Below are 14,498 nucleotides of genomic sequence, written 5' to 3' on the forward strand. Positions count from 1 at the left end.
TGGTCAAGGAATGCATAACCGCTGGTACAGAGGTTGTCGGAAGAACGGAATAGGGGAGCTCCCCTCAAAAACCCTTCGCACCAAGGGGCTGATTGCGCAGAACCGCCGTATAGCTTCGCACCAAGGAGGATTCTGCGCAAAAACGGACCTTGGCCCTCGGGCAAAGACAAAGGCCGGACCCGAAGGCCCGGCCCTGACATTGTGGTGGAGACGATGGGGTTCGAACCCACGGCCTCAGGCTTGCAAAGCCCGCGCTCTCCCAGCTGAGCTACGTCCCCGCTCTGCCCGACGTATCGCCGGAAATGAATAATCACCCCAGCGGCGACTCGGCTAACGCTGGGGTGACTATTGTCAAAAAATGGTGGGCCTGACAAGGTTCGAACTTGTGACCTCCCGGTTATCAGCCGGACGCTCTGACCAACTGAGCTACAGGCCCAACGCAAGGAGATATACTACACGGGCAATCGGCTCCGGTCAACGACTTTTTTGACTTTTTCTTTCCAATCTCTTGCAAGCAGCTGACGACCCGCACAATTGGGTAGGATATGCGGTCGAGAGAAAGGAAGAACGTGCCGCTGCAGAGGATGGACATAGAGAGCGTCGTCGTGGGCACGGGCCCGCTGGCCTCGCTCATCGTTCTCAAGGCCCAGGAGCCCGGCGCCGGGAGCGCCGCGCCCGAGCTGCCCATTCAGATCGGCTCCTTCGAGGCGAGCGCCATCAGCATGGGCGTCGCGCCGCGCGAGGGGGGCCGTCCCATGACGCATGACCTCCTCAAGTCGACCATATCCGCGCTCGGGGCGTCCTGCGTCTCCGTTCGCATCAACGACGTCAAGGGGACGACGTTCTTCGCGCAGGTCGAGCTCATGCGCGAGGACGGTCGGCAGGTCCTCGTTGACGCGCGGCCCTCTGACGCCATCGCGCTCGCCGTGCGCGAGGAGGTGCCCGTCTTCGCCGAGCGGTCCGTTCTCGAGACGGCGTCCCTGCCCGACTTCCGCGGGGTCGAGCGCGACGAGCGGGAGCGGGAGCTCGCCCAGTTCCACGACTTCGTCGAGTCGCTCTCCCCGGAGGACTTCACCGTCACCCAGGAGGAGAAGGACGGCGAGTAGCCGTACGCGAAACGGGCAGGCGCCCCTGCACGCTGAAAACGTGTGCGGGGGCGCCTGCCCGTTTCGCACGGCCTCCGCACACCGGCCGCCCGTGGGCGGCCGGCGGCTTCTTCTCGTTACTCCTCGTCGTCGAGGAGGATGTCGTCGAGCTCCTCCTCGCCGCCGATGTCAACGGACTCGGGCTCGTCGGCGTCTCGCGCGCCGGCCGCGGCGAGGTCGAGCATGCCCTGGTTCTCGTCGTGCTTGGGCGCCTTCTTCTTGTGCGCCACCATGCGCGCCACCGCGCTCACGCGGTCGCCCTCGACGAGGTTCATCACCTTGACGCCCTGCGTGGAGCGCCCGAGCTTGGAGATGTCCTTCACCTTGACGCGGATGATCACGCCCTCCTCGGACACGATCATGAGCTCGTGCTGCGGCCCCACGACGCGGCAGGCGGAGAGGTTGCCCTTCTTCGCGGTCATCGCGATCGTGAAGACACCCTGGCCGCCGCGCTTGTGCTCGGGGTACTCGGAGATGGGCGTGCGCTTGCCGTAGCCCTTCTCCGTGATGACGAAGAGGTCGCCGTTGCCGTTGGTGATCTCCATGCCGAGCATCTTGGCGTCGCCCTTGAGCGTGATGCCGCGGACGCCCGAGGTGTCGCGGCCCATCGGGCGGACGTCGGACTCGGGGAAGAGGATGGCCTTGCCGTCCGTGGAGACGAGCACCACCTTGTCGCCCGGGCGCACGCGGCGGACGTTCACCAGCTCGTCGCCCGCCTTGAGGTTGATGGCGATGATGCCGTCGCGGCGGGTGCGGTCGTAGGCGCTCATAGCCGTCTTCTTGACCACGCCGTTCCTCGTGGCGAACATCAGGTACTCGTCCTCGGGGAAGGTGCGGCAGGTGATGACCGCCATCGCGTGCTCGCCCTCGGCAAACGGCACGAGGTTGACCATCGCGGTGCCGCGGGCGTTCCTCTGCGCGATGGGCAGCTCGTGGACCTTGAGGCGGTACACCTTGCCCTTGTTGGAGAAGAACAGCACGTAGTCATGGGTGGACGCCACGAAGAGGTCCTCGACGAAATCCTCGTCCTTGAGGTTCACGCCCTGGACGCCCTTGCCGCCGCGCTTCTGGGAGCGGTAGGTGGCCACCGGTGTGCGCTTGACGTAGCCTGCGTGGGTAACGGTGACGACCATGTCCTCGTCGGCGATGAGGTCCTCGACGTTGAGCTCCTTGGTGCCCTCGACGGAGATCTCCGTGCGGCGCTTGTCGGAGAACTTGCGGCCCACCTCGCGCATCTCGTCCTTGATGACCGCGAGGATCTTCTCCGGGTTGGCGAGAAGGTCCTCGTAGTAGGCGATCGCGCGGCGAAGGCCCGCGAGCTCCTCCTCAATCTGGTCACGCGAGAGGCCGGTCAGGCGGCGCAGGCGCATCTCGAGGATGGCCGTGGTCTGCTCGACCGTGAAGCCAAAGCGCTCGATGAGGCGCTGACTGGCCTCGATGTCCGTGCGCGAGGAGCGGATGATGGAGATGACCTCGTCGATATGGTCGAGGGCCATGAGGTAGCCCTCGAGGATGTGCGCGCGGGCCTGGGCCTTCTTGAGGTCGAAGCGCGTGCGGCGGGTCACCACGTCGACCTGGTGGTCGATGTAGTGGCTCAGCATCTCGCGCAGGGACAGGCACTTGGGCACGCCGTTCACGAGCGCCAGGTTGATCACGCCGAAGGTGGTCTGGAGCTGCGTGTACTTGTACAGGTTGTTGAGGACGACCTGCGGGATGACGTCCTTCTTGAGCTCAATGACGAGGCGGATGCCCTTCTGGTTGGACTCGTCGCGCATGTCGGAGATGCCCTCAATGCGCTTCTCATTGACGAGCTGGGCGATCTTCTCCTGCAGGGTGCCCTTGTTCACCTGATAGGGAATCTCGGTGAAGACGAGGCGGTTGCGGCCGGTCTTGGTGGACTCCACGTGCGCCTTGGCGCGCACGGTGATCGAGCCGCGACCGGTCTCGTAGGCCTCCCGGATGCCGTCCGTGCCCATGATGACGGCGCCCGTGGGGAAGTCGGGGCCGGGCATGACGGTCATGAGGTCGTCGACCGTGGCGTCCGGGTTGTCGATGAGCATGCAGGTGGCCTCGATGGCCTCGCCGAGGTTGTGCGGCGGGATGTTGGTCGCCATGCCCACGGCGATGCCCGAGGAGCCGTTGACGAGCAGGTTGGGGAAGCGCGCGGGCAGGACCTGCGGCTCGGCGAGGGACTCGTCGTAGTTGGGCTGCCAGTCGACGGTGTCCTTCTGGAGGTCGCGCAGGAGCTCCATCGCGGGCTTGGCCAGACGGCTCTCGGTGTAGCGCATGGCCGCCGCGGAGTCGCCGTCGATGTTGCCGAAGTTGCCGTGGCCGTCGATCAGCGGCGTGCGCATGGAGAACCACTGGGCGAGACGAACCATCGTGTCGTAGACGGCGGAGTCGCCGTGCGGGTGGTACTTGCCGATGACCTCGCCGACCGTCCAGGCCGACTTCTTGTGCGGGCGGTTGGGGAAGATGCCCGACTCGTTCATGGCGTAGAGGATGCGGCGGTGGACGGGCTTCAGGCCGTCGCGCACGTCCGGCAGGGCGCGTGCGGTGATGACGGACATCGAGTACTCGATGAAGCTCTGGCGCATCTCGTGGCCGAACTCGGAGACCTGCAGGGCCCCGCCGTGCTCGTCGGTCTCGCCGGCGTCCTCGCCGCGCCCGGCCTGGCCGAACTCCTCCTCGAGCTCGCCGTCGTCCTCGTCCTCGGCGTCCTCCGACTCCTCGTCGGGGTCGTAGACGTCCTCGCCCTCGTCGCTCGCCTGCGCGCGGTCGAGCAGGCGCCTCAGGTCCTCGGGGAGGTCGCCCGGCGTCTCGGGCGTGGTGTTGTTCATGTCGTCTGCCAAGTTCTTCTCCTCATCGGACATGACAAAGGTGACAGGGTCGTTTGTCACGTTTGTCATGCTGCTGGTAACGGTCTCCTCTGACAAACGTGACAAACGACCCTGTCACCTTTGTCATGTCGGGCGTCTACGCGTCGAGGAACCTCGCGTCGTGCGCGTGGCGCTCGATGTAGTCGCGGCGGTACTCGACCTGGCTGCCCATGAGCTCGCGCACGGCGCGCTCGGCGGCCGAGGCGTCCTCGATGGTCACGCGCTGCAGGATGCGGGTGCGCGGGTCCATCGTGGTGGAGGCCAGCTGCTTGGGGTCCATCTCGCCGAGGCCCTTGTAGCGCTGGACGGTGTAGGCCTTCTTGCGCTTCTTGCCCTTACCGTTGACGGACTCGTCCTCTTCCTCCTCGTCGTAGGAGAAGCCCAGCTCGCGGATCGTGCGCTTGAGGATCTCCTCCTCCGGCTCGCGGCCGTTGGGGTAGACGTAGTGAATCTTCTTGCGCACCTTGATGCCAAAGATCGGCGGGCACGCCACGTACACGTAGCCGGCGTCGATGAGCGGCCGCATGTACTTGTAGAAGAAGGTGAGCAGCAGGATGCGGATGTGCGCGCCGTCGACGTCGGCGTCGGTCATGATGATGATCTTGTGGTAGCGGGCCTTGGAGATGTCGAAGTCGCCCCCCTCGCCGCCGGCGCCGGTCACGCCCGTGCCGATGGCGGTAATGAGGGACTGGATGGTGTCGGAGGAGAAGGCGCGGTGGTCGCCCACGCGCTCGACGTTCAAGATCTTGCCGCGCAGGGGCAGGATCGCCTGGATGTCCCGGCGACGGCCGTCCTTGGCCGAGCCGCCTGCCGAGTCGCCCTCCACGATGAAGAGCTCGGTGACCTCGGCGTCGCGCACGGAGCAGTCCGCGAGCTTGCCAGGCAGGTGGGCGGTCTCGAGCAGGGACTTGCGGCGCGTGGCCTCGCGGGCTTTGCGCGCGGCGGTGCGGGCCTTGGACGCCTGCATCGCCTTGTTCACGATGGTGCGGCCCTGCTTGGGGTGCTCCTCGAGGTACTCGGCCAGGCCGTCGGCCACGACCTTCATCACGAGCGGGCGCATGAAGGAGCTGCCGAGCTTGGCCTTGGTCTGGCCCTCGAACTGTGGGTCGCCGAGCTTGACGGAGATGACCGCGGCCAGGCCCTCGCGGATGTCGTCGCCGGTGAGGTTGGCGTCCTTCTCCTTGAGGATGTTCTGCTTGCGCGCGTAGTCGTTGATGACGCGCGTGAGCGCCGTGCGGAAGCCCTCGAGGTGCATGCCGCCCTCGGGGGTGTAGATGTTGTTGGCGAAGCTCATGACGGTCTCGGAGTAGGAGGTGTTCCACTGGATGGCCACCTCGACCTCGCCCGCCTTGGCGGGGTCCGTGCCCTCGTCGGTCTTGCCCGCGAGGTAGATGGGCTTCTTGAGGCCGTCGGCGACCTCCTTGCCCTCGTTCAGGAACTTCACGAAGTCCACGATGCCGCCCGCGTAGCAGAACTCCTCCACGCGCGGGGTGAGCTCGCGCTCGTCCGTGAGCGTGATCTTGAGGTTGCGGTTGAGAAACGCCATCTCCTGCAGGCGGTCATGCAGGGTGTCGAAGTCGTAGACCGTGGTCTCGAAGATCTCCTCGTCGGGCCAGAAGGTCGTGGTGGTGCCCGTGGCCTTGGAGGTGCCGACCTTCTCCATCTTGCGGACGGTCTTGCCGCGCGCGAACTCCATCTCGTAGATGCCGCCGTCGCGCTTGACCTGCACCACCAGGCGCTTGGAGAGCGCGTTCACGACGGAGATGCCCACGCCGTGCAGGCCGCCGGACACCTTGTAGGCGTTGTTGTCGAACTTGCCGCCCGCGTGGAGGATCGTCATGACGACCTCGAGCGTGGGGATCTTCTTCACGGGGTGCTTGCCCACGGGGATGCCGCGGCCGTTGTCCACGACGGTGATGGAGTTGTCCGCGTGGATGGTCACGGAGATCTTGGTGCAGAACCCGGCGAGCGCCTCGTCGACGGAGTTGTCCACGACCTCGTAGACGAGGTGGTGGAGTCCGCTCGCGCTCGTGGAGCCGATGTACATGCCCGGGCGCTTGCGCACCGCCTCGAGGCCCTCGAGGATCTTGATCTCCCCGGCGCCGTATTCGTTCTCGTTCTTCTTCGCCACGCGACCGTCCTTCCCAGAAGCGTCACATTAGTTAAAACCCTGTGTGATATTAGGCCAGACGAATCTATGATACCGCTTCTGGACGCCCTGAGAGGCCCTGTGAGGCCACGTTCACGATTTTCGCTCTTATGTATCGCGCTGGCACCGATACGAGGCTCTCATCGCCCGAGAGACGCTTTCACGCAGCGTTGAGGGCAGCCCCGCGCAGGCCCGCTCGATCTCGGCCGCCTCCTCGGGAGAGAGGGGCGCCGGCGGCGCGGCGGGCGAGAAGGACGTGCGGGCAGCGGCCTTCTCCGCCCGGGGCTGCGCGTCCGCGCCGCGCGCCGGGTACTTGCTCAGGCGGAACTCGACCTTGGAGAACGAGAGGCCGGCGTTGGCCAGGCGGGCCACGTAGACCTCGCTGTTGGCCGCGAAGTCCGTGGCGCGCGAGCGCGAGTCCACGTAGACCACGAGCACCGGCCCGTCCTCGCCGCGCCGCGGCTCGCGCACGAAGGTGCCCGTGGTGTGGGCGCGCTCGATGTCCCCGTTGACGGCGTGCCACGCGCGGGTCACGCGCCAGGAGGCGTCCGCCCGGGCGTCGAGCATCGAGGAGAGGATCCCCGAGAGCCCCGCGGGGGCGGCCTCGCGGCGCGCGAGCGCGGCGGTGAGCTCATCGGCCATCAAAGCTCACCACCTCTGAGGCGTCGAGCAGCTCGGGCGAGAAGTACCCGAGGTTCGTCGTGGTGATGACGGTCTGGATCCCCCGCTGCGCGAAGCGCACGACGGCGTTCCTGCGCCGCTCGTCGAGCTCGCTCATCACGTCGTCGAGCAGCAGCAGCGGGCGCGACCCCACGATCTCGGCCGCGAGCTCGACCTCGGCCATCTTGAGCGCGAGCGCCACCGAGCGCTGCTGGCCCTGGGAGCCGTAGGTCCGGGCGTCACGCCCGTCGATGAGGAAGGCCACGTCGTCGCGGTGCGGCCCCGCACAGGTCTGCTGCCGGCGCAGGTCCTCCTGCCGGCGCGATGCCAGGGCCGCGGAGAAGACGTCGCGGATCTCGTCCCTCGTCATGCCAAAGACGTCGTCGCCGAGGGTGCTCACGTACGAGCAGGTCAGCTCCTCGCCGCCGGAGACCTCGGCGTAGATGGCGCTGACCTTCTCGGCGAGGCGCGCAAAGAGCCTGAGGCGCGCCTCCAGGAGCGTGGCGCCTCCCAGGGAGACCGAGGCGTCCCACGCCTCGAGCAGCCCCTCGTCCGGGAACTCCTCGCGCAGGAGGCGGTTTCGCTGCTCGACGGAGCGCGTGTAGGCCGCGAGCACGTTGGCGTAGCCCCGGTTGGCCTGGCGGCCAAAGCCGTCGAGCTCGTCGCGCCTCCCCGAGGCTCCGCGCTTCACCAGCGCGAGGTCGTCCGGCGAGAAGAGCACCGACATCAGCGCCGAGGGCATGTCGGAGGCCTGGCAGCGCTTGCCGTTGAGCGAAAAGGACCGGCGGCCCGCCACCACGTCGCAGCGCGCGTCCAGCACGCGGCCGTCGCCCTCGAGCCGGGCGTCGATCCGCGCGGACTCGGCGCCCTCGCGCACGAGCTCGCGCGGCCGCGGGCGCCGGAAGGACGCGCCGGCCGTGAGCAGCTGAAGGGCCTCCACGGTGTTGGTCTTGCCCGCGGCGTTGGGCCCCACGAGGACGGTCGTCGTGGCCGAGGGGGTCAGCTCGAGCCGCTCGAAGGACCTGAAGTCCGCGAGCGAGAGGCGGGTGACGAGAAGCCCCATGAGCGCTAGAGCCTCACGGGCATGAGCAGGTAGAGGTAGTTCACCTTGCCGTTGCACTTGAAGATGCCCGGCTGCACGGACCCCTGCAGCTCGAGGCGCATCTCTCCCGAGCCGGAGACCGCGTTCACGCAGTCGAACACGTAGTGGTAGTTGAGCGCGATGGACAGGCTCTGGCCCTCCACCTCGACCGGCAGCAGCTCGGAGGACTCGCCCTGCTCGGGGGAGCTCGCTGAGAGGCGCATGAGGCCGCCGTCGGCGTCTATGTCAAAGCGCACGGCGGCGTTCTGGAGGGCGATCACCGAGACGCGCTTGAGCGCCGCGGAGAACTCCGCCACGTCGAGCGTCACCGCGGTGCCGCAGGTGGGCGGCAGCAGCTGCTTGTAGTCGGGGAAGTTGCCCTCGATCCTGCGCGCCACGAAGGTGGTGTTGCCAAAGGTGAAGACCACCTGGCTCTCCGTGGTGCCAATCTGGATGGTCTCGTCCGAGGAGGGCATCGTGAGCACGTCGTGGAACACGGTGCCGCCCACGATGGCGCGGAACGACTCGCCCGCCGGGGACTCCACGGAGGAGTCGCAGACGGCCAGGCGGAAGGAGTCCGTGGCCACGAGGCGGATGGTGTTGTCCTCCACCGTGAGCAGGATGCCCTGGAGGATGGGGCGCGAGGTCTCGCGCGAGGTCACCTTGTAGACCTTGTCCACCATGCGCGAGAGCAGCTCGCCGGGGAGCTCGATCGTGCGGTCGGGCGCGAGGTCCGGGAAGGCGGGCCAGTCCGCCGGGTTGAGCGTGTTGAGCCGGAAGGTGGACTTGTCGCACGAGACGGTGATCGTGCGGTCGGACCCCTCGAAGGTCACGGCGGAGTCCGAGAGCGTCTTCACGATGTTGGTGATCACCTTGCCGGAGACCACCGTCTCGCCCGGCTCCTCGACGTTGGCGGGGATGAGGTGGCGGATGGAGATCGTGAGGTTGTTCGTCTGGAACTCGAGCGTGCCGTCCTGCGCGCGCACGTAGATGCCCGAGAGGATGGGCAGCGTGGAGTTGGTCCCCATGCCCTTGGCCACCACGGTGAGGGCCTTCATGAGGGAGGACTGGCTGACGGTGAACTTCATGTGCGGCCCTTTCTATTAGTTCTTTAGTAGATATTTAAGGACAGTAGTAGTAATAGGGTCTGTAGAAAAGTCAAAAAGGGCGAGAAGAACGAGGTGAGAGGCACTGTCTGCCGCCCCTCGGAAGGCCCCCTCCACTCGACACGATTCGACATCCCCCTTCTGTTGAAAACTTCTTCGACACAAGCCGACGGTTTTTCTCGATGTTCCCACAAGCTTGCGACACGATTGTCGACAATCCGCCCGGCCTAGGAGTTGCCGGTTATGGCGTCCCTGATCTGCATGAGGCGGTCGTAGAAGACCTTGTCGTCGCGCTTGGCCTCGTCCACCACGCTGATGCTGTGCATGATCGTGGCGTGGCTCCTGCCGCCGAAGTGCTTGCCGATGTCGGCGAGCGTCCGGTCGCAGAGCTCGCGCGAGAGCCAGATGGCCACGTGGCGGGCCTCCATGAGCCCCTTGTGGCGCTTGTTGCCCACGAGGCTCGCGTGGTCGATGTCGTAGTACTTCTCCACGGCCTTCTGCACGTCCTCGATGGAGACCGAGCGCATGGAGCTCGGCCAGCACTCCTTGGCGAGCGAGCCGATCTCCTCGCGGCTGATCTCGCCGCCTCGCCCCTCGGCCGCGGTGGCCGCGAAGAGGCAGCGCTGGCAGAAGCCCTCGATGACGCGGATGTTGGTGCCGGCGAGCTCGGCCATGTAGCGCATGGCCTCGGGCGGCACGGTCCCCGAGAGCGCGGGCACGTTCTCGCGCTCGGCGTCCTCGCGCATGCGCTCGCAGAAGGTCTCGATGAGGCGCAGCTTGAGCTCGTAGCTCGGCACCTGGACGGGCGTGGTGAAGCCCGAGCCCAGCCGGCTCGTCACGCGCTCGTCGAAGCCGTCCTTGCCCATGCCGAGCTGCGCCGGCGTACGGTCGGCGGCGAGCACGATCTGCTTGCCGTTGCCGATGAGCTCGTTGAAGGTGTCGAAGAAGAAGCCCACGGTGCCGGCCTTGCCGGCCATCTTCTGGATGTCGTCGATGATGAGGACGTCGATGTCGGCGTAGTTCTGGCGCAGCACCGCCGCGGCCGAGCGCTCGGAGTGGCGCATGGCCTCGGTGTAGTCGGTGATGAAGGACGAGGCGTCGCGGTAGACGCACAGGCGCGAGGGGTCGTTGCGCGCGATGTAGTTCTGGATGGCGCGCAGCAGGTGCGTCTTGCCGAGGCCGCTCTTGCCGTAGATGAACAGCGGGTTGTACGTGCTGTTCATGCCGTTGGCCACCTGGAGCGCCGCCTGGTAGGCGATGTCGTTCTCGTCTCCGCGGACAAAGCGCTCGAAGGTGAGCTTGGAGGTCGCGGCGGCTATGTCCTCGACGAGGGGGTTGCGCTCGCGGCGCCGGCGGTTCTCTTCCTCGCGCGCCTCCTGGGCGCGGCGCTCGTCCCAGGTGTCCTCGGCGATGCTCCTCGGCGTGGCGCGCTCGTCCCGGCTGCGCGCGGGGCCCTCGACGTCGGCCATCCAGGCGCGGGCCTCCTCGCGCGACATGCTCGACGCCGCGGCGGGCACCGGCGCCGCGGCCTGGGCGGGCGCGAAGGAGATCTCGAGCCGCATGGGCTCGAAGGCGGCCTGCGTGAGGCACTCCTCCACCACGGCGGCGTTCTTCGACACCGTCTTGAGCACGAGCCGCATGGGCGTCGTCACGCGGAGGGTGCCCCCGTCCATGGACTCGGGCGTGCAGTTCCTGAGCATGGCGAGCACCGACTCGGGCACGCGCTGCTGCGCGGCGAGAAGGTCGAGCGCGTCCTGCCAGAGGGCCTCGGCGTCTGACTCGAGGGAAAGTTCCATGGGTCCCACAATCCTTGTATGTTGAAAAGTGTCACCCAGTATAGCGATTGTTGATAACCCTGCGCGCGGGTGAGCCGGGAGTGGCTTGGCCGGGGTGCCGGGGCATGACAAAGGTGTCAGGGGAAACTGTCATGAAAGGTTCATGACAGTTTCCCCTGACACCTTTGTCATGCCCCGGCACCTTTGTCAGGTCGCGAGCAGGCGCCCGAACTCGGTGGGCTGGTACTTCTGGCCGACCTTCATGACCGCGCCCTGGGCCGCGAGCGACGCGAGCGCGCGCGACCACGTGGCCGCCGAGGAGCCGTACGCCTGGACGAGGTCCGTGGGACCGGCCGCGCCCCGCTCGAGGACGAGCGCGAGCGCCTGCCTGCCGCGGTCGTCGAGGCTCACGTCCGCGGCTCCGGCCCACGCGGGCTGTTGCGCGGGCGGCTGCGGCGCCTGCTGCCAGCCGGGCTGCGGGTAGCCGGGCTGCTGGTAGGGGGCCTGCGGGTAGGGCTGCTGCGGGTAGGGCTGCTGCGGGTAGGGAGCCTGCTGGTAGCCCGGGTAGCCCGCCGGCTGCTGGGGCCACGGCGCGCCCTGCTGCCACGGCTGCGCCCAGGCCCCCTGGGCGGGCGCGTGGGCGGGGTACGCCCCCTGCGCCTGGCCGGCCCAGCCGGCCGGCGCGTCCTTCTCGCCCCCTGCGTTGGAGAGGTCGCGGGCGTCCGTTGCCGGGCGGGTTGAGATGGTCACCACCGTGCCGCCCGAGATGTTGTCCTCTATCTCGAGGCTGCCGCCCTTGTCCTCCATGTACTGCTGGGCGTACGGAAGCCCCGAGCCCACCCCGCGGATGTAGCGGCGCATGTCCTCCGTTGCCGAGGTGGTGCCAAACTCGAGCGCGAGCGACTTCTCCTTGATGCCGGGGCCCTGGTCCGAGAAGCGGATGGTGTTGCCGCCGTCGAGGATGGTGATGGTGGGCGCCTGGAAGTAGGCGTGGATGAAGTTCTCCACGATCTCGCGTATCACCATGAAGGGGATGGTGCCGCCCTGCTCGTGCGAGAGGCGGTTGACCGTCGCGGTGATCTCCTCGAGGTAGGCGCGCACGTCCTTGGGCTCCACGACGACCACGCGGGGCGCGGCGGCGGGGTCGTCGTAGACGGCGATTCGCGCGGGGTGCTGCACGACGAGCCCCTCGCCCTCCGGAGCGCCCCCGTCCTTCTCGCCGTCCTCCACGAAGGGGAAAAAGTCCCGCGCCACCGTGTCTCCCCTTTCGACAGTCGCTTGACATTTGTAGAAAACTTTTCACTGAGAATTCGATGTGAGAGAAAGTTTTCTACAGACGATAAAAACATGTTGAAAACTGGTAGAACCCTTGTGAAACGACGCGAAAAATCATAGCACGGAGGCCGCAGATTTCACCTCTATGCAAAGATGGATTCAAACGTGTGCAAAACGCATCGCGCGCGTTTGTCAAGAGTGCGAGGAGATTTCTCACGCAGGAAATTGACAGGTCAGCGGCAAGACCCTTACAATCTCTGGGCTTATTGCTCTATTGGAAGTTCATACCCACAACCGGGAGGAATAGCTATGAAGCGTACGTATCAGCCGAACAAGCGCAAGCGCGCCACCACGCACGGGTTCCGTGCCCGCATGGCCACCAAGGGCGGCCGTGCCGTCCTGGCCCGTCGTCGCGCCAAGGGCCGCAAGCGCCTCACCGTCTAGCAAGGGCCGATGAAGACCATCAAATCCAAGAGAGATTTTGAGAGGGTCTTCTCGCGTGGGAGGCGGTTCAACGACCAGCTCCTGCGAATCCGCGTGGCAGCGTGCGACGAGGGCGCATCCGCAGGGGTCGCCTTCGTCGCCGCGAAGAGGCTCGGCAACGCCGTCTTCAGGAACCGGTGCAAGCGCGTGCTCCGCGAGGCGGCGCGCCTGTGCGGGCTTCCCGGGGACGGCCATGACGTTCTCCTCTTCGCCACGGCACGGACTCATGACAGCTCGCCGGAACAGGTCGCTTCCTCGCTGAGGAAGCTGCTCAAGAGGGCGGGGCTCTAGATGGCCGTCGGCGCCCGCGTGGCGCTTGCGGCCATTCGCTTCTATCAGAGCCGGATCTCGCCGCTTCTGGGGGCACGCTGCATCTACGTGCCCACCTGCTCCGAGTACGCGCGCCAGGCCATAGCCCGCTACGGCCTGGCCAAGGGGGGATGGCTCGCGCTTCGCAGGATTCTGCGGTGCCACCCCTTGCACGCCGGCGGTTACGATCCCGTCCCCTAGGGACGGAGCGGAGGAACCATGTGGGATTGGTTTATTAACTTTCTGACTGCGGTGCTCGCGGGCATCGAGGGCTTCGTCGGCGACTGGGGCCTTGCGGTCATCATCCTGACCGTCATCATCCGCCTGATCCTGACGCCGCTCATGGCGCACTCGACCAAGTCGACGGCGCGCATGCAGGTGATGCAGCCCAAGCTCCAGGAGATCCAGGAGCGCTACGCGGACAACCCCGAGCGCCAGGCCGAGGAGCTGCGCAAGGTCTACGCCGAGATGAAGTTCAACCCGCTCGGGGGATGCCTCCCCATCTTCCTGCAGATGCCGGTCTTCTTTGGCTTGTTCACCGTGGCCAAGCAGGTCCCCGCTGATGCGTCGTTCTTCGGCATCCTGCCGTCCATCTCGCTTTCCGTCTCCCAGGTCATCGAGGCGAGCGGCTGGATGGCGGCCGCCCCCTACATCCTCTTTGACGTGCTCTTTGGCGTGCTCACCTTCGTGCCGATGGTGCTCAACGTGAGCACCCAGGCCGAGTCCCAGCGCAGCCAAACCATGACCATGGGCGCCGTGATGGCCATTATGATGCTCTTCTTTGGCTGGAGCGTCCCGGCGGCCGTCCTGCTCTACTACGTCACCTCATCGCTCTGGCAGGTGGTGCAGCAGAAGGTCATCACGCAGCGCGTGATGGAGAAGGCCAAGGCCGACGCCGAGGCCGAGGCGGCGAGCAGGCCCATCGAGGTCGACGTTGTGCGCAAGGAGAAGAAGGCTCGTCCTCATAAGAAGAGCTAATGAGCTTTCTACCACTGTCTTTACCGATATTTTGATTTAAAAATATTTGGAGGTTACCATGGGGGAAGAGGTCATCGTGCCCGAGGGCGAGGCTGTCGAGGAGATGGCGGCGCCTGACGAGTTCTCCTCCATCCGCGAGCGCTACGAGTCCGGCGAGGCGCTGAGCGATGCCGAGATGGACAAGATCGCCGACCTTGCCGTCTCCTATCTCAAGGGCATCCTCGGGCTGTTTGGCGAGACCTCGTCCTCCATTGACGAGTATGACGGCGATGACGGCGAGCTGATTCTTGACGTCAACGGCGGGGACCTTGCCGTGCTCATCGGCCGCCACGGCCGCACGCTCGATGCCCTGCAGGCCGTCCTCACCTCGCTGCTGAGCAGCCGCATCAAGTTCTACTATCCCGTCGTCGTTGATATCGAGGGGTACAAGAGCCGCCGTCGCAACAAGCTCGAGGACATCGCTCGCTCTGCTGCCGAGCGCGCTAAGCGCCGTCACGGCAAGGTGTCGCTCGCTCCGATGAACGCCTACGAGCGTCGCCTGGTTCACCTCGCCCTTCGTGGGGATGAGGGCGTCGTCACTCATTCGGAGGGTGAGGAGCCCGATCGTCACGTCGTGGTGACGGCCGTCTAATCCCGTCAGACTAACGTTTCTTGCGAG

At 66.3% G+C, this 14,498-nt stretch carries 13 protein-coding genes and 2 tRNA genes; 6 read left to right on the top strand and 9 right to left on the bottom strand.

The window, feature by feature from the left end:
• Window positions 1-202: 202 nt before the first annotated feature.
• Window positions 203-278: transfer RNA gene (locus tag H6A23_RS06765), tRNA-Ala, on the bottom strand.
• A gap of 81 nt (window positions 279-359) precedes the next feature.
• Window positions 360-436: transfer RNA gene (locus H6A23_RS06770), tRNA-Ile, on the bottom strand.
• Between the two features lie 133 nt (window positions 437-569).
• On the opposite strand from H6A23_RS06770, the gene H6A23_RS06775 reads away from it, so the two are divergent.
• The gene (locus tag H6A23_RS06775; RefSeq protein WP_353653029.1) at window positions 570-1,106 is read left to right on the top strand and encodes a bifunctional nuclease family protein; all 537 of its coding nucleotides are present in this window, start codon (window positions 570-572) and stop codon (window positions 1,104-1,106) included.
• A 116-nt stretch (window positions 1,107-1,222) separates the two neighbouring features.
• Here the strand turns inward: H6A23_RS06775 and gyrA are convergent, their stop codons facing one another.
• The 7 genes from gyrA to H6A23_RS06810 all read right to left on the bottom strand — a co-directional run bounded on the left by gyrA (window position 1,223) and on the right by H6A23_RS06810 (window position 12,049).
• Complete coding sequence (gene gyrA, locus H6A23_RS06780) at window positions 1,223-3,985, bottom strand: DNA gyrase subunit A (protein WP_286165880.1); 2,763 nt, start codon at window positions 3,983-3,985, stop codon at window positions 1,223-1,225.
• Window positions 3,986-4,121: 136 nt separating this feature from the next.
• A complete protein-coding gene (gene gyrB, locus H6A23_RS06785) occupies window positions 4,122-6,155 on the bottom strand; it encodes a DNA topoisomerase (ATP-hydrolyzing) subunit B (protein ID WP_204831438.1) in 2,034 nt (677 codons plus the stop codon).
• Between the two features lie 126 nt (window positions 6,156-6,281).
• Window positions 6,282-6,815 (bottom strand): hypothetical protein, encoded by a 534-nt coding sequence (locus H6A23_RS06790; RefSeq protein WP_204831439.1) that lies wholly within the window; start codon window positions 6,813-6,815, stop codon window positions 6,282-6,284.
• The gene (recF, locus tag H6A23_RS06795) at window positions 6,805-7,896 is read right to left on the bottom strand and encodes a DNA replication/repair protein RecF (protein WP_204831440.1); all 1,092 of its coding nucleotides are present in this window, start codon (window positions 7,894-7,896) and stop codon (window positions 6,805-6,807) included. The genes H6A23_RS06790 and recF overlap by 11 nt, the downstream gene beginning before the upstream one ends.
• Window positions 7,897-7,901: 5 nt before the next feature.
• On the bottom strand, window positions 7,902-9,002 hold the full coding sequence (dnaN, locus tag H6A23_RS06800) for a DNA polymerase III subunit beta (RefSeq protein WP_204831441.1): 1,101 nt from the start codon (window positions 9,000-9,002) through the stop codon (window positions 7,902-7,904).
• A gap of 245 nt (window positions 9,003-9,247) precedes the next feature.
• A complete protein-coding gene (locus H6A23_RS06805; protein WP_204831442.1) occupies window positions 9,248-10,816 on the bottom strand; it encodes a DnaA ATPase domain-containing protein in 1,569 nt (522 codons plus the stop codon).
• 186 nt (window positions 10,817-11,002) lie between these two features.
• Window positions 11,003-12,049 carry an ATP-binding protein gene (locus H6A23_RS06810; protein ID WP_204831443.1) on the bottom strand — a complete coding sequence of 349 codons (1,047 nt, stop codon included), beginning with the start codon at window positions 12,047-12,049 and terminating at the stop codon, window positions 11,003-11,005.
• Window positions 12,050-12,379: 330 nt separating this feature from the next.
• On the opposite strand from H6A23_RS06810, the gene rpmH reads away from it, so the two are divergent.
• The 5 genes from rpmH to H6A23_RS06835 are packed head-to-tail and all read left to right on the top strand — an operon-like array spanning window position 12,380 to window position 14,471.
• Window positions 12,380-12,514, top strand: a complete 135-nt coding sequence (gene rpmH / locus H6A23_RS06815) for a 50S ribosomal protein L34 (RefSeq protein WP_072373740.1) — start codon at window positions 12,380-12,382, stop codon at window positions 12,512-12,514.
• A gap of 9 nt (window positions 12,515-12,523) precedes the next feature.
• On the top strand, window positions 12,524-12,844 hold the full coding sequence (gene rnpA, locus H6A23_RS06820) for a ribonuclease P protein component (protein WP_204831444.1): 321 nt from the start codon (window positions 12,524-12,526) through the stop codon (window positions 12,842-12,844).
• Complete coding sequence (gene yidD / locus H6A23_RS06825; RefSeq protein WP_204831445.1) at window positions 12,845-13,063, top strand: membrane protein insertion efficiency factor YidD; 219 nt, start codon at window positions 12,845-12,847, stop codon at window positions 13,061-13,063.
• An 18-nt stretch (window positions 13,064-13,081) separates the two neighbouring features.
• Complete coding sequence (locus H6A23_RS06830) at window positions 13,082-13,840, top strand: YidC/Oxa1 family membrane protein insertase (protein ID WP_204831446.1); 759 nt, start codon at window positions 13,082-13,084, stop codon at window positions 13,838-13,840.
• Window positions 13,841-13,898: 58 nt separating this feature from the next.
• Entirely contained in the window at window positions 13,899-14,471 is a 573-nt protein-coding gene (locus H6A23_RS06835) for a protein jag (protein WP_204831447.1), read from the top strand.
• The last annotated feature ends 27 nt before the right edge of the window (window positions 14,472-14,498 follow it).

This window comes from Olsenella uli, assembly GCF_016900775.1.
In the GTDB taxonomy this organism is placed as follows: Bacteria; Actinomycetota; Coriobacteriia; order Coriobacteriales; family Atopobiaceae; genus Thermophilibacter; species Thermophilibacter uli_A.

Coding starts and splice junctions, on each gene's coding strand:
- H6A23_RS06790 (WP_204831439.1), bottom strand. CDS start 6,815: ATGGCCGATGAGCTCACCGCCGCGCTCGCGCGCCGCGAGGCCGCCCCC.
- dnaN (WP_204831441.1), bottom strand. CDS start 9,002: ATGAAGTTCACCGTCAGCCAGTCCTCCCTCATGAAGGCCCTCACCGTG.
- gyrA (WP_286165880.1), bottom strand. CDS start 3,985: ATGAACAACACCACGCCCGAGACGCCGGGCGACCTCCCCGAGGACCTG.
- rnpA (WP_204831444.1), top strand. CDS start 12,524: ATGAAGACCATCAAATCCAAGAGAGATTTTGAGAGGGTCTTCTCGCGT.
- H6A23_RS06805 (WP_204831442.1), bottom strand. CDS start 10,816: ATGGAACTTTCCCTCGAGTCAGACGCCGAGGCCCTCTGGCAGGACGCG.
- H6A23_RS06835 (WP_204831447.1), top strand. CDS start 13,899: ATGGGGGAAGAGGTCATCGTGCCCGAGGGCGAGGCTGTCGAGGAGATG.
- H6A23_RS06830 (WP_204831446.1), top strand. CDS start 13,082: ATGTGGGATTGGTTTATTAACTTTCTGACTGCGGTGCTCGCGGGCATC.
- recF (WP_204831440.1), bottom strand. CDS start 7,896: ATGGGGCTTCTCGTCACCCGCCTCTCGCTCGCGGACTTCAGGTCCTTC.
- yidD (WP_204831445.1), top strand. CDS start 12,845: ATGGCCGTCGGCGCCCGCGTGGCGCTTGCGGCCATTCGCTTCTATCAG.
- rpmH (WP_072373740.1), top strand. CDS start 12,380: ATGAAGCGTACGTATCAGCCGAACAAGCGCAAGCGCGCCACCACGCAC.